The following is a 13,678-nucleotide window of genomic DNA, read 5'->3' on the forward strand; positions in this document are numbered from 1 at the left end:
ATTATTCTATGAATATAAATTCCCACGGCCAATTGAAGGCTGTTTTTGTTTACAAAACAGTCACAATAAAAAAGTTAAAATTTATGTGGTTAGGCCTAATTTAATTTGTGTCTCAAACCGCAATGCTTCTCTTGATACAAACTCTAGGAAACAATCAGCCATCGACATCTCAGTCACCGTCCAATCGTCACGGCAGTTCAGTATCGCCGAATACCCTTCCTTACCCTTCATTGTGTAAGCTGAAGACGTGCCCCAATAGACTTGATCGTCGCGAATGTCTGTCCAGCCGCGAACCTCATCGTAGATCCTTAAGTTTTTTACACGCTGACCTTTTATCGCATCAATCACTACCTGATAATCCAACTGATAGGAATACGGGTAGCTCCCCGAACCTGTGCCACTTTCATCCACTGCGTTATCAATAGCCCCTTCCAGCACATCCTTGATATGACGTCCTTCAATGGAATAAACGCCAATGGGTACGATAAATGGCAGTAATTTACCGGCAATATCAGCCTTACTGATTGGCCCTGCATTTAAGGAGCAGCGCACACCACCCGCATTATGTATTGCAAAATCTATGCTGTGACCACGATGACGCATCGCATGGTAGAAAGACTCTGCAACTAACGAGCAGATCTCACTTGGCCCTTTTTCATCAGGGATCCTTACGTGCCGCAGCCCAGACTTAAGATGGCCTACAACACTCGTTTGCAGCGCATGCACCTCTGGTTTATAGGTTTCAGTCAATAGTTGATGTATCGCAGGGTCTTTTTTACAGCGCACGATATTAGGGTGAGACTGAAGATAGTCGAAGACTTGGTTATATTCGCCATCACAATCACAATCGCTCATCGTCGCATCAAGGCACAACCGACGGCCAATCAGAAGCTCATTTCGACCATCAAATGCAACGACCTTACCCGATTCATCAAAATCAATATCACAATGGCCGATGGCTTGTGCATGCAGACCTGCTTGCACAACGTAAGTGTTATTAACGCGTTTTCCGTACTCATCTCGGCACGGCAAGCCTAATTCGCTAAAATCACCCTGCAGTACGTGAGAATGCCCGCCAATAATCAGGCTAATACCCTCAACACTCTCAGCAAGCTTCAGATCGGCATCATAACCAAGGTGACTAAGCAGTATGATTTTGTTGATCCCTGATTCACGGATTTGTTCAACCGTGTTGATGGCCGTTTGCTTGGCATTGACGAACGGAGTGTCGGGATCAGGGTTTGCAATATCCATCATCTTATCTATAGATAAACCAAAGATAGCAATCTGCTCACCATCCACTTCGTGGATCAGCCACTTGGCGCTTTTAGATTGTGGTTGATATGAGTGTACGCTTGGGGTTTCGCTAAGTCTTAGGGGCTTGCTCTCCAGTTCATTGGAGAGATCCCAGTTGCCACACAATAAAGGGAAGTTGATTTCATTGGCAAACGTTGCAAGGGGACCGTTGCCCATGTCCAGTTCATGATTTCCCAATGTCATTGCGGTTAGGTTGAGTTGATTCAGCAGCCTTGAATTCGCTTCTCCCTTGAATAAAGAGAAATACAGTGTCCCTTGAAAGCAGTCACCTGCGTGCAAAAAAAGAAACTCTCGACCTGCTTGGTCGGATTGTTGTTTAAGCTCTTGCGAACGAGTTTTTATACGTGCGAATCCCCCTACGCTGACATAAGGGTTTAGCATTTGATTATTGATATTTAAAGACAGTTGTAGTGTTGTTGGCTCAAAATATGAGTGGGTATCGTTGATGTGAGCGACCCGTATCCTTGTCACTTTTTTCATTCTTTTCTTCATTCATTCATCTCTAGTTTCAAGGCTATTGTAGTCGGGCGAATATGACAAACCAATGACTATTTTTTCGAGCCTGTACAACCCTGTATCTTCGAGGCCTCTTTAGGTTCTAATTTCCCTAGAAGAACGCAAAATATCAATTAGTTAGAAACATGCGAAGCTTCGCAGTGCAAATCCGGTCTGTTTTCTATAATGAAAGAAAAAGGGGTAGATTATGCAATTAGAGCGGATCGAAATCTCTGGCTTTCGGGGCATAAGGCGTCTCTCTTTGCCTTTTGAACAACTGACAACCTTGATTGGAGAAAACACATGGGGTAAATCCTCCCTACTCGACGCCCTATCTGTTGCCTTACCCACTAATGCTGAGCCCTATCAATTTGAAATGCGCGATTTTCATGTAGATTACTCAATCTCACACCCTCAAACCCAGCATCTTCAGATAGTGCTAAAACTGCGCGCTAGCAGTAACAATGAGCCAAGGTCCGGTCGCTACCGCAAAATAAAGCCCGCATGGAATGAGCGCTCAAATGGACGATCTGAAATCATTTATCGGCTCAGCGCCACACTAGAGGGTACTAAAGTCACTACCCACTACGCCTTTTTAAATCGCGAGGGAATCCCAAAGCAGTTGCACCACACTACTAAGCTCGCAAAAGAATTGATGATTTTGCATCCCGTCATTCGATTGCGTGATTCAAGACGTTTTCAACGCCTTGAAAAGTCGCCTCAACCTGACTCTAAGATAGAACGTAGAATAAAGAATACCTGTCGACGACTGATTTCACACCCCGGCCTTATCAGTAAAGAAGAAATGAAAAGCAGCGTTAAGACCATGCACGACCTTGTTGATCACTACTTTTCCTATAAAACTCACTCAAGGCACGACCCTAGAGCACTGCGAGATGGGATTTTTACGTCCAGTGCAGGCAGCAAGATGTCGCTGAAGCAGTTTGTCGATCAAACCAAAGACCGACAAACTCGTTTGCTGTTAATGGGGCTGTTGAACAATTATCTGCAAGCAAAGGGAAACACAGAGCTACGACGCTGTGCAAGACCCTTACTGATCGTTGAAGACCCTGAGGGTCGGCTTCATCCAACTCACCTTGCTCGGGCTTGGGCATTACTGCAAATGATGCCGATGCAGAAGATACTCACCACCAATTCGGCTGTTTTACTAGGTGCAGTGCCTCTGCGAAGTATTAAACGATTAGTTCGAAAATCGGATCGCACTGAAGCTAAGTACATTCGCCCTGAGATGCTCTCTTCTGACGAGCTAAGACGTGTCGGATTCCATATACGCTTTCACCGCTCTAGCGCCTTGTTTGCAAGGTGCTGGTTACTAGTTGAAGGTGAAACAGAGGTCTGGCTATTTAACGAATTAGCCAAATTATGTGGCTATGATCTTGCCGCCGAGGGAGTACAAATCGTTGAGTTTGCTCAATCAGGGCTAAAATCGCTACTCAAAGTTGCCCGTGCGTTTGATATCGACTGGCATGTCGTGACAGATGGTGACGCCGCAGGTAAGAAATATGCAGCCTCTGTAAGAACAATGCTCCATGGCGAGCAAGAAAGGCACCGACTGACTGAGCTCCCTGATAAGGATATTGAGCACTACCTCTATAACAATGGATTTGAGAAGTTCTTTAGAGACATGGTGAAGATCCCATATGACCACCCTATCCCTGCAAAAAAAGTGATTGTTCGAGCACTTAAAAAACATGCAAAGCCAGACGTAGCTTTGGCCATTGTTGAATACTGTGAGACACATGGCGATGGCATAGTGCCACTGCTCATTCGCTGGACGCTCAAACGAGTGATCAGTATGGCTAATGGGAACACTTAACTTTTCTGAATAAACGAAGGAGTGATAACGCTCCAAAACGGTATTGTTTAATAGATCTATAAGTCGTGCTTATGAATTAACTAAATACAACCTTATATATCCTATTTTCTTTTCATATAAGATACGCCTAAATATTTTGAACGATGTGGGTTACACGGCGCTTGCGCCATGAAGAGCCGACGCAATGTTTATAAATTTAGGCAGACTTATACCAATCGTAGTAAATAGCACAATCGCTATCCATAGATAGTGATTACTTTCCATGAGAAAACATCTCTTACAACAGATTTACGATGCCTAAATTACCCATTTATATTGGAGCTAAACTATGAAAAAACTATTTACATTCATCGTACTTCTGTTTGTTTCTACTTCTGCACTGGCTGATTATCCTAGTTTTGCTGATTCTGCCAATGCGACAGCAGACGAAGTACAGGCCGTCAAAAACAACAATGAACCACACTCTGAACCTGCATACGTTGAAGCCGACTATGCCGAATCGGTTAGTAAAGCCAAGTCTGATTATGAACAACGTTTAGACTACCTAGAAAATACCGATTATGAAAAATTAGAGAAAAAAGCCACGCGCGGATCGGCAGGTTTTATTCTTGCGAGTGTGGCTACCCTGGCAGCCATTGGTAATCCGGGACTAGTTGCAGCAGGTGCTGCCGTTACTGTAGGTAGTGTGTTTTATGTAAAAGACACACACAAAGCTTTAAGCGACAAGCGCACATTAGGTCATGAATTATAATTACGCTTAGACAGAATCAATGAGCTCTCATTAATAAAAAAACCTCGCTTGACTGAATCAAGCGAGGTAAAAGAAAAGGTACAGATATTAAAAGTTACTTTTTCTTGCCTTCAACATGTAATTCCATATCTACATAACTTGAAGTACCCATAACTGGAATATTAAAGTCAGCCAATTCTAGGCGGGTTGTGCCCATAAAGCCAGCGCGTTCGCCGCCCCATGGGTCTTTACCTTGACCAATAAAGTTAGCGTCAATGGTAATTGGTTTAGTTTGACCATGCAGTGTCAAATCACCCATGATTTCTAGATTACCATCACCCTTGTCGACAACTTTAGTACTGTTAAATACAGCATCACTGTACTTAGACGCATCAATGAAGTCGCCACTTCGAATGTGCTTGTCACGCTCTGCATGGTTAGAGTCCAAGCTCGTTGTATCAACCTTCACTTCTACTGAAGAGGCTTCAACGTTCGCGGGATCATAGCTAAATTCACCAGAGAAGCGGTTAAAGCGTCCCTTAATGTAGCTATAACCAAGGTGACTTACCTTGAAGTTAATAGATGCATGCGCACCTTGGGTATCAATTACATAGTCTGCCGCGTTAGCGTACAGAGGTGTAGCCATCGCAAGTGCCAATCCTAGAGCAGCCGTTAATTTCTTCATTTTGAACCTCCTATCATTTTGCGTAGCGTATCGTCTTTATCTATAAAGTGATGTTTAAGTGCAGCTAAAGCATGGATAGCTGCCAATCCAATCAGGGCAAATGCCACATAATAATGTACTGTGCCAGCAAGGTCGGCTTGTCCTTCAAACAGCTTCCCTAGTCCTGGTACTTCGAACCAGTCAAATACAGAGATGCCTCTGCCATCTTCCGTCGATATCAAATAACCTGAAGCAAACAAAACAAACAGCAAAAGATACATGAAATGGTGTGCTGATTTGGCTGCTTTCACTTCAAAGGCATTGCCTTCAACTTTAGGTGCGCCTGTTATTGCCTTCCAAACGACACGAAAAATGGTTAACCCTGCGAGAATAATCCCTATTGATTTATGCCAGAACGGCGCGGTTTGATACCACTCACTATAGTAGTTCAGATCGACCATCCACCAGCCCACAGCAAACATTCCAATGACGGTTACAGCAGAAATCCAGTGAATAATGCGAGCGGTGCGATTATAGGTTTTCAACGTACTACTCCTTTGCTCCATAAGTAACTCAGTCACTTAACCGTTTCCTTTATTTAACAACTAGACTACAAGATAGAGCTAGTATGCGCGAACTAAATAAAACTACGATTGGTTGAATTTGACAGACTTATTCAAAGAATTTGAAGGAACTCTGCGATTTACTTAAGCTTACAATTTAAACTATAGTGAAATCATTGACATAATATCTAATAATCGGACGAAAATTTGCTCAAAGACATCGTTATTCAGGCTCTTAAAGCAGTTCAAAACGACTGTCTTTCCCTGTCAAAGCAGCACTACCCAACCGTGCACAATCGAGGAATAAGTAACAATCACTTAACCTCTCTGGTAGAACGTCGCCTGCAGGTAATTGCGACGCAGTTTGGCACTTCTCTATCAAGTCATTCAATTGAGCTAGGAACAAATGATGTTAGTGAAAACACAGCCTATCGCCGCATCACACTCCCCTATGGCAGTGTGTGGCTGTTTCCATATTCGATAAAAACTGCCAATAAGGTATTCAAGGGACAGCTTTCTAAAACCCTAAATCTGTGGAGAGAAGAATATGCCTATGCCATTCAACCGAATGATTGTGTGGTACTGGTGTGTGATCATTGGCTAAATCGAATTAACACCAGCCAACAACTTCTTGACTGGTGGCACAATCAATTGCCTGATGATTTTGCGATGTATGCTCAGCAAGGGATCCTGCTAGCGCAATCTTCAACACCAAAGCTTGATGATGTGATGCAATCCCTCAATCTTCAACCTTGCTATAAAGCTCACGCTCATCCTCTTAAAAAAGAAGAGGACGGATCTTCTGTGAAAAGATACGTCCAACTTTATGCAATATTTGAGTGTAAATGAGAGCTTCTACTTAGTCACTTCAGCCAAAACCTCATTAAATCTTACCCATGACTTCATATCTGCGTCTTCGCGGTATCGCTCTGACCCAAATACGGTAAAGGCATGAGGTGCACCGCCATAAGAAACCATCTCATGCTTGATGCCTGTTTTTTCTAGCTCATCAGCAAGCATGGCGAAGTCTTTCATAGTGATAGCGGTATCGGCTGTGCCGTGGAAGACAACAACGGGTGCTTTGGTCATTTTATAGCTTTGACCTTTTGGTGTAGTGAGTCCGCCATGGAAGGTAACGAAGGCTTTCGCATCTGCACCTGCACGAGCGGCTTCAAGTACTGCTGCGCCACCGAAGCAATAGCCCATTACAACCGTGTTATCACCGCCACCATTAAGCATCTCACCTTTTCGCTGGCTTTCCGCCATTAGCTTTTGCAGTTTCGCTCGATCTTTATAGAGTTCACCTGTGTGCTGCTTCTTGTCTTTTACTTCTGTTGGACGCACACCCTGCCCAAAAAGGTCGGCCGCAAACACGTTATAGCCTTGCTTGTTAAGCATTTCCGCTCGCTTGATCTCGTAGTCTGTTAGACCATCCCAATCGTGAACAAGCAATACCAGTGGCGCTGAATCTGAAACCTTAGACCAGTAGCCCTGATAAGCTTTACCATCTACTTCATAAACAACATCTTCACCGGCTACAGCACTAAAAGAACCGACTAATAACGCTGCAGTTAAAAAATGACGCATGACACCCTCTCCTTCCCTATGAGTTAAGTAGAGTGTAGTACGTAATTTTTAATAATAGGGATAATTTGGATTCGTATTTAGTTTAAAATCAGAGGCATAGATAACTCTATGTCAATGACCGGGGAGTCTGGTGTGAAACATTAGCCCGCCCCTTTTAGTTAGATATCTAAAATGATGCCTACACTAGGGCGATTCTTTAGTTATAGTACCGCGAGGGGTTTCTACTGAGTCATACCTTACATCTATTTCGAATAATATTTCTAACCACTTCTTGTCCTACTTCAGCACTTTTCCGTATCTCAAATTCTAGGTTTAGATCGCACAGATCACCGATAATTTCATCGTATCGGTTTTGCAACTCAACAATAACAACACTTAGCTCCGCTACTTCTATAGTCAGAGTATGAATGACTTCCATTGCTCTCTTGTGGCTATAGTATTGATCCATCGTCTGTTGTAGGTTTCGCTCTAATTCTTTATCACTCATTTTTTCGTATTTAGTTTGTTGCATTGTTCTTATGCATACCCTGTTATTTTGGTTCGTTTTGAAGTAGAGCAGAGATCTCAACGGGCCTAATTACACTGAGTGCCTCGAAATCCATCATGATTGTTTTAAAGCTTTGATCCGTAAATCCGTCCACCGATATTTCTGCTTGGACTGCGAATGATGCGATCATCACTACTGTAGAAGCGATGCCTGTTGCTATTGCTGATATGATTGACTTTCTCATGCTGTTTTACCTCTCGACGTTGCTGTTAACGCCTCGCCAATTACATCAGGTTAGCGTTTGCTCTTAGGTTTGCCTTGATCGATCTTGTGACAACATCGTCCCGAACTATTCACTGCCACTTAATTTTTCGATTCTTGACCCAATAGATTTTGCCCCGTTTTTTTGCAGGACAACACGGTTATCAGTTATTCGTTTGGGCAATCATCAGGAGAACGGCTTTTAGTCGCTTTGATTGCACCTATACGCTTAGCTATATATAAAATACAAGATCACGCAGTCACACCTCACAGGAGCAATAACCCTTTACTCAAGCCCCTCATTAACAATGCCGTTATCCTCTTTGCGCACTTTATGAACATTTCAGGTGTTATTAAAATTTGCGATAAGAACTAAGATTCTTTTCAAAAATGTTAGTGAATTCGTATATCATTGATAAATGGACAAAAGCATTGAATACGTCCAAGTTAATTGTGAAGTGGGAAACAACGTAATTATCATTTATTCACGCAGTTGAGAGCTATCGAATTGAAATCAAAAGCATTTAAACCAGCAATATCAGAAGAGTTTGATCAAGAAGAAGATTTTGCAACTGGATTTATTCCTCTGGTTAGAGCCGACGCTTTGAACGTTTTAGTCGTGGAATTTGAAAAAAGGGGGATAGATCTCACCGAGCCCCTTAAAGAGGCTAACATCAGTCGCGAGATGCTGAGCGACAATCAAAATATGATTGCCTCTAAACCAATAATGGTGCTTACAGAGCTGATCTATAAAAAAAGTGGTTTGTTTCCGTATGTCGAATCGATCAGGCACACCTTGAGAACAGTGTTGATACCTGAATTCGTTAAAACACTCCCAAAAAACCTAACCATTAGAGAGGTGCTTACCAATTTCAACCTTCTGATCCGGGACTCTATCCCAGCATCGTCACAGTTTTTAGAAGTGGATGAAACAACAGCATGGTTCAGTACAGCAAACAGAGAGCAAGGCGTAACGGACTGGCGAGAAATATTTACAGTTATGTACTGTGTCGAGCTCATGAGGTCTCTTACCAACAACGTCGAGTGGTTGCCTAAATCAGTCTCCTTAAGGCAATTTAAAACTGGAGATTTTGCTAGAAATATTCCTAGCAATGTGCAGCTACTTTTCTCTCAGAAACTAACCAAAGTCAGCATAGACCTGGAGTTACTCGAGCAAATCATCGATACCCCCTACCCTGAGCCTGAACCAAGAGAAATCGTTTGGCACAGCACCTTTACCGATACCTTATACACAGCGCTACAACCCTATGTGAATGAACAAAGCCTAAACATTGATATGGCTGCAAATCTATTTGAGATGAGCACAAGAACACTTCAAAGAAAACTACAACAAGAAAAAAACTCCTTTCGAGCCATTAAAAATAGCCTGATGTTTAACACGGCTTGCGAACTGATGAGCCGCAACCTTAGCCTTACCCAAGTCTCCGTTCAGCTTGGTTACGCAGACATTTCACACTTTTCTAGAGCCTTTAAACGATTCTCTAGTTTGACACCCAAGCTGTATCAAACCGCATTGATAAAAGATAGGGATAGTTGAAAAATTGAGCAAACACAGCCATTTAGTGCACCATTGGCACTAAATGGTAATTGAATTAACGGCTTTGTTGCGTATAATCCGCTCTCCTGATTTTTGGACTAACCTGTAACGATGTGTGTGCAACTTTCGTCTATAGTTATCCAATACTCGCCTCCACAGCGGCGTCTTGTCGTGCATTAAAGGAGTTATATGAATACTACTTATACTATTGGCAGCCTAGAATCGTTTTTAATTGCTATTTTCGTACTCTTTCTAGGCCAGTTCATTAACAGAAGGGTTCCCTTCTTAAAAAAATACAAAGTGCCAGAACCGATTGTTGGTGGCCTTATCATTGCTGTCATCATCACTGTTTTGCACTTTAACGGTATCAATCTAGATTTCACACTACCTCTAGAAAAAATACTAATGCTGATGTTCTTTACTACTGTGGGTCTATCCGCAAGCTACTCTCAACTGCTTAAAGGCGGTAAGAAGGTGTTCATCTTTTTAGGGGTGGCTTCCGTTTATATCATCATCCAGAATGCCATAGGTGTTAGCCTTGCCAGCATGATGGACTTAAATCCTTTGATGGGGCTGGTAGCAGGTTCAATCACCCTCTCCGGCGGTCACGGTACTGGCGCAGCTTGGGCTGCAACCTTCGAGGAGCTATACGGGCTGAAAACACTTGAGTTTGCAATGGCTTCTGCCACCTTTGGTTTAATCGTAGGTGGTTTGATTGGTGGACCTGTTGCTCAGCGCAGAATCAATAAACACAACTTGATTTCTGAGTACGGCGACGGCTCTCAGCACCATGAGAAATTTCCCGACGTCGTGACCTATAACGAAACTGAAGAAGATAAGGTAACCCCTCGTCGCGTCATTGAAACCATGTTTATGGTTTTGGTCTGCGTTGTGGGTGCGACTTACATCAAGGAATACACATCAGGTTTAGGTATCGGTTGGCTAAAGGGTATCCCCGACTTTGTATTTGCTCTGTTCCTTGGTGTTATCCTAACTAACATCTACGAATTTACCGGTGCATACAAGTTCAATACCGACACCGTTGATATCATCGGTACCGTATCATTAGCGCTGTTCCTAGCAATGGCGCTGATGAGCCTGAAATTGTGGGAGATCTTTGATCTTGCTATGCCACTGTTGGTCATTCTAGGCGTGCAAACCTGTGTGCTTGCGGTATTTGCCTACAACATCACCTTTAGGGTCATGGGCAGTAACTATGACGCCGCCATAATCACCGGCGGTCACTGTGGTTTTGGTATGGGTGCGACACCGACAGCGGTAATGAACATGGGTTCTCTAGTAAACCACTATGGGCCCTCTCCACAAGCCTTTATGGTAGTACCAATTGTGGGTGCGTTCTTCATCGATATCGTAAACTTATTGGTTCTACAGGGGTATATCGCCTTCTTAGGCTAAAAACTCTTCTGTTCTCCAATCTAAAGCCAACTTTTATAGTTGGCTTTATTTTTATCTATTCAAACCCTCATTGATTACGAGTGTTTCATCGTAATCATTTATGTGATCGCCATCTCACAACTGTCTTTTGTTGAATAAATCTGTATAATCCCCCGCCTCATAACTCCCTGTTTTGTCGCGTTCTCTGACCAAGCAGAATCCAATTTAAAATACTCAGGAATAGCTCTTTGATATCTACCGCAAACATCACAATGCAATTTGGCGCAGAACCGTTATTTGAAAACATCTCTGCTAAATTTGGTAACGGCAACCGTTATGGCCTTATTGGTGCTAATGGATGTGGTAAATCAACCTTCATGAAGATCTTGAGTGGCGCATTAACGCCAAGCTCAGGCAATGTCTCTATAACTCCTGGGTTGAAACTGGGTGTGCTAAGCCAAGACCAGTTCGCATTTGAACAATACAATGTGATTGATGTGGTTATCATGGGTGACCGCAAGCTTTGGGAAATTAAGCAAGAGCGCGACCGTATCTACTCTCTTCCAGAAATGAGTGGAGAAGACGGCATGAAAGTGGCCGAACTAGAAAGCGAATTTGCTGAGATGGACGGCTACACTGCAGAAAGCCGTGCTGGCGATATTCTCCTTCAAGCCGGTATCGAAGAAGAGTTTCACTTTGGTTTAATGCAGCAGGTTGCTCCTGGTTGGAAGTTGCGTGTACTACTAGCGCAGGCACTGTTTGCTAACCCAGATATCTTGCTGCTAGATGAGCCTACCAACAACTTGGATATTCACACCATCAACTGGCTGGGTGAAGAGCTAAATCAACGTAAGTGCACCATGATCATCATCTCGCACGATCGCCACTTTCTGAACTCTGTATGTACTCACATGGCCGATATCGACTATGGTGAGCTACGCATCTACCCAGGCAACTACGAATACTTCCTTGAGGCTTCTGGACTTATTCGTGAGCAGCTTTTATCAAGTAACGCTAAGAAAGCGGCAGAAATCAACGAACTACAAGACTTCGTAAACCGCTTTGGTGCAAACGCTTCTAAAGCAAAGCAGGCCAGTTCTCGCGCGAAAAAGATGGACAAGATCAAGCTGGATGAGGTTAAGTCATCAAGCCGTATTAGCCCGTCCATTGACTTTGGCGAAGGTAAGAAACTGCACCGTCAAGCGCTTGAATTACAAGACATTGGACACGCATTCGATGATGAGCTTCTGTTTGAAGCAGGTAACCTACTCCTTGAAGCTGGCAGTCGTCTTGCGGTTATTGGCGAGAATGGTGTTGGTAAGACGACCTTCTTACGCTGCCTAGTGAATGAACTAGAGCAAAAGCACGGCGTAGTTAAATGGTCAGAAAATGCCTCTATCGGCTACTGCCCGCAAGATAGCACTGCAGACTTCGACAATGACCTAACCATCTTTGATTGGATCTCTCAGTGGCGCACCGTTAAGCACGATGATCTTATGGTACGTGGCATTTTAGGGCGTCTACTGTTTACTGCTGATGACGCTAACAAGAAAGCGAAGAACTGTTCTGGTGGTGAGAAAAACCGTCTACTATTTGGCAAGCTGATGATGCAAGACATCAACGTGTTGATTATGGATGAACCCACAAACCACATGGACATGGAAGCCATCGAAGCGCTGAACTCTGCTCTTAAAGAGTACCAAGGCACACTTATCTTCGTTAGTCATGACCGTGAGTTCGTTTCTTCGCTAGCGACCTCTATCATCGATATTAAAGATAAGAAACTGGTGAACTTCCAAGGCACTTATGACGAGTACCTGGACCATCAAAAGAAAGAGCTAGCAGTTACCTTGTAACGCAAAGCTAGACAAGCACGCATTAAAAAAGCAGAAGCCCTAGGGCTTCTGCTTTTTTTCAACAAACAAAGTCTGAATTTACGCCTTAGCGTTAAATACCACTTCGTATTCACCAATACCGTCGTACTTGATGGTCGTTGGCTTATCAAATGCAACTTCTACGATGCCGCAGTAAGAGCCAGTGATAATAGTTTCGCCTGCTTTAAATTCAACGCCACGGCGAGTCATGAAGTTAATTAGCCAATAGATTGGGCTTTGTGCTGACTGGTTCGGGTGCTCACCGTCAAACGTTTGAACGTTATCACCTTGCGCTACGCTTACCGCTACTTTTGCAGCGTTGAATGCTTTTTCACGAGCAATTTCTGGACCTACGAATAGACCTTGGTTAACCATACAATCAGCCAGTTTCTCGTAGAATTCTGCATCGCTATCTGCAGCAAAACGCGCTTGCATAAGCTCTAGAGCCATATGACAAGAACCGATTGCATCGTTGATTTGATCTTCGGTGTACCCTTCTGGGTTAGCGGGTAGGTTTTTGCCTAGCGTAAAGCCAATTTCAGGTTCAATACGCGCTACGCCATTGTCAGCAAACAGCTCACAAGTGTCGCCTTGTAGCACGCTATCAGAAAAGATAGGCGCTACGATGTACTTGTCTTCAGATAGAGGGTTTAGACACTTCCAACCACCGACTTGACCGTTCTTAGCTTCAACCATTGCAGCCTGAACTTGCAGTGCGTCTTCAAGAGAAGTTGGACGAATGTTTTCAGCTAGACGTGGAGCTTTAGTGCCCGCTACGCGACGACCTAGTAGCTCAGAGGCAGCGTCATTAAAAAAGTTTGTCATATTGTATTACCTGTTTGTTATTTTAATTAATGATATAGGAAATCAAGTGCTCTGAATAGGCTACCTACGCCCCCTTGAACCCTCT

13 protein-coding genes are annotated in these 13,678 nt (G+C 43.5%); 6 read left to right on the top strand and 7 right to left on the bottom strand.

Going from position 1 to position 13,678, the window contains the following annotated elements; genetic code table 11:
* Positions 1-81: 81 nt before the first annotated feature.
* Entirely contained in the window at positions 82-1,797 is a 1,716-nt protein-coding gene (locus tag D5I41_RS00715; protein ID WP_119008023.1) for a bifunctional metallophosphatase/5'-nucleotidase, read from the bottom strand.
* 223 nt (positions 1,798-2,020) lie between these two features.
* Between D5I41_RS00715 and D5I41_RS00720 the strand changes: the two genes are divergently transcribed.
* Positions 2,021-3,649, top strand: coding sequence for an ATP-dependent endonuclease (locus tag D5I41_RS00720; RefSeq protein WP_119008024.1), 1,629 nt, complete (start codon positions 2,021-2,023; stop codon positions 3,647-3,649).
* Between the two features lie 328 nt (positions 3,650-3,977).
* Positions 3,978-4,400: a hypothetical protein gene (locus tag D5I41_RS00725; protein WP_119008025.1), complete on the top strand. Its 423-nt coding sequence runs from the start codon at positions 3,978-3,980 to the stop codon at positions 4,398-4,400.
* A gap of 94 nt (positions 4,401-4,494) precedes the next feature.
* Here D5I41_RS00725 and D5I41_RS00730 read toward each other — a convergent pair whose 3' ends face one another.
* Both D5I41_RS00730 and D5I41_RS00735 read right to left on the bottom strand, forming a co-directional pair.
* Positions 4,495-5,064, bottom strand: coding sequence for a YceI family protein (locus tag D5I41_RS00730; protein WP_119008026.1), 570 nt, complete (start codon positions 5,062-5,064; stop codon positions 4,495-4,497).
* A complete protein-coding gene (locus D5I41_RS00735; RefSeq protein ID WP_162892806.1) occupies positions 5,061-5,609 on the bottom strand; it encodes a cytochrome b in 549 nt (182 codons plus the stop codon). The genes D5I41_RS00730 and D5I41_RS00735 overlap by 4 nt, the downstream gene beginning before the upstream one ends.
* A gap of 204 nt (positions 5,610-5,813) precedes the next feature.
* On the opposite strand from D5I41_RS00735, the gene D5I41_RS00740 reads away from it, so the two are divergent.
* Positions 5,814-6,455, top strand: coding sequence for a hypothetical protein (locus D5I41_RS00740; protein ID WP_119008028.1), 642 nt, complete (start codon positions 5,814-5,816; stop codon positions 6,453-6,455).
* A gap of 6 nt (positions 6,456-6,461) precedes the next feature.
* Here the strand turns inward: D5I41_RS00740 and D5I41_RS00745 are convergent, their stop codons facing one another.
* The 3 genes from D5I41_RS00745 to D5I41_RS00755 all read right to left on the bottom strand — a co-directional run bounded on the left by D5I41_RS00745 (position 6,462) and on the right by D5I41_RS00755 (position 7,924).
* Positions 6,462-7,193 carry a dienelactone hydrolase family protein gene (locus D5I41_RS00745; protein ID WP_119008029.1) on the bottom strand — a complete coding sequence of 244 codons (732 nt, stop codon included), beginning with the start codon at positions 7,191-7,193 and terminating at the stop codon, positions 6,462-6,464.
* A gap of 229 nt (positions 7,194-7,422) precedes the next feature.
* The gene (locus D5I41_RS00750; protein ID WP_119008030.1) at positions 7,423-7,704 is read right to left on the bottom strand and encodes a hypothetical protein; all 282 of its coding nucleotides are present in this window, start codon (positions 7,702-7,704) and stop codon (positions 7,423-7,425) included.
* A gap of 19 nt (positions 7,705-7,723) precedes the next feature.
* Positions 7,724-7,924: a hypothetical protein gene (locus D5I41_RS00755; protein ID WP_119008031.1), complete on the bottom strand. Its 201-nt coding sequence runs from the start codon at positions 7,922-7,924 to the stop codon at positions 7,724-7,726.
* 525 nt (positions 7,925-8,449) lie between these two features.
* On the opposite strand from D5I41_RS00755, the gene D5I41_RS00760 reads away from it, so the two are divergent.
* From D5I41_RS00760 to D5I41_RS00770, 3 genes are all read left to right on the top strand, one after another.
* Entirely contained in the window at positions 8,450-9,499 is a 1,050-nt protein-coding gene (locus tag D5I41_RS00760) for a helix-turn-helix transcriptional regulator (protein ID WP_235868835.1), read from the top strand.
* A gap of 189 nt (positions 9,500-9,688) precedes the next feature.
* Positions 9,689-10,915: a sodium/glutamate symporter gene (gene gltS, locus D5I41_RS00765; protein WP_119008033.1), complete on the top strand. Its 1,227-nt coding sequence runs from the start codon at positions 9,689-9,691 to the stop codon at positions 10,913-10,915.
* A gap of 227 nt (positions 10,916-11,142) precedes the next feature.
* A complete protein-coding gene (locus D5I41_RS00770; protein WP_119008034.1) occupies positions 11,143-12,750 on the top strand; it encodes an ABC-F family ATPase in 1,608 nt (535 codons plus the stop codon).
* 78 nt (positions 12,751-12,828) lie between these two features.
* Here D5I41_RS00770 and D5I41_RS00775 read toward each other — a convergent pair whose 3' ends face one another.
* A complete protein-coding gene (locus D5I41_RS00775; RefSeq protein ID WP_119008035.1) occupies positions 12,829-13,593 on the bottom strand; it encodes a hydratase in 765 nt (254 codons plus the stop codon).
* Positions 13,594-13,678: the final 85 nt, after the last annotated feature.

The sequence above is a fragment of the Vibrio superstes genome (assembly GCF_003569005.1).
GTDB lineage: Bacteria > Pseudomonadota > Gammaproteobacteria > Enterobacterales > Vibrionaceae > Vibrio > Vibrio superstes.

What these genes read in the sequence shown, in the direction of transcription:
- D5I41_RS00735 (WP_162892806.1), bottom strand. Translation starts at nt 5,609, where the DNA reads ATGGAGCAAAGGAGTAGTACGTTGAAAACCTATAATCGCACCGCTCGC.
- D5I41_RS00730 (WP_119008026.1), bottom strand. Translation starts at nt 5,064, where the DNA reads ATGAAGAAATTAACGGCTGCTCTAGGATTGGCACTTGCGATGGCTACA.
- D5I41_RS00715 (WP_119008023.1), bottom strand. Translation starts at nt 1,797, where the DNA reads ATGAAAAAAGTGACAAGGATACGGGTCGCTCACATCAACGATACCCAC.
- D5I41_RS00725 (WP_119008025.1), top strand. Translation starts at nt 3,978, where the DNA reads ATGAAAAAACTATTTACATTCATCGTACTTCTGTTTGTTTCTACTTCT.
- D5I41_RS00720 (WP_119008024.1), top strand. Translation starts at nt 2,021, where the DNA reads ATGCAATTAGAGCGGATCGAAATCTCTGGCTTTCGGGGCATAAGGCGT.
- D5I41_RS00745 (WP_119008029.1), bottom strand. Translation starts at nt 7,193, where the DNA reads ATGCGTCATTTTTTAACTGCAGCGTTATTAGTCGGTTCTTTTAGTGCT.
- gltS (WP_119008033.1), top strand. Translation starts at nt 9,689, where the DNA reads ATGAATACTACTTATACTATTGGCAGCCTAGAATCGTTTTTAATTGCT.
- D5I41_RS00775 (WP_119008035.1), bottom strand. Translation starts at nt 13,593, where the DNA reads ATGACAAACTTTTTTAATGACGCTGCCTCTGAGCTACTAGGTCGTCGC.
- D5I41_RS00750 (WP_119008030.1), bottom strand. Translation starts at nt 7,704, where the DNA reads ATGCAACAAACTAAATACGAAAAAATGAGTGATAAAGAATTAGAGCGA.
- D5I41_RS00755 (WP_119008031.1), bottom strand. Translation starts at nt 7,924, where the DNA reads ATGAGAAAGTCAATCATATCAGCAATAGCAACAGGCATCGCTTCTACA.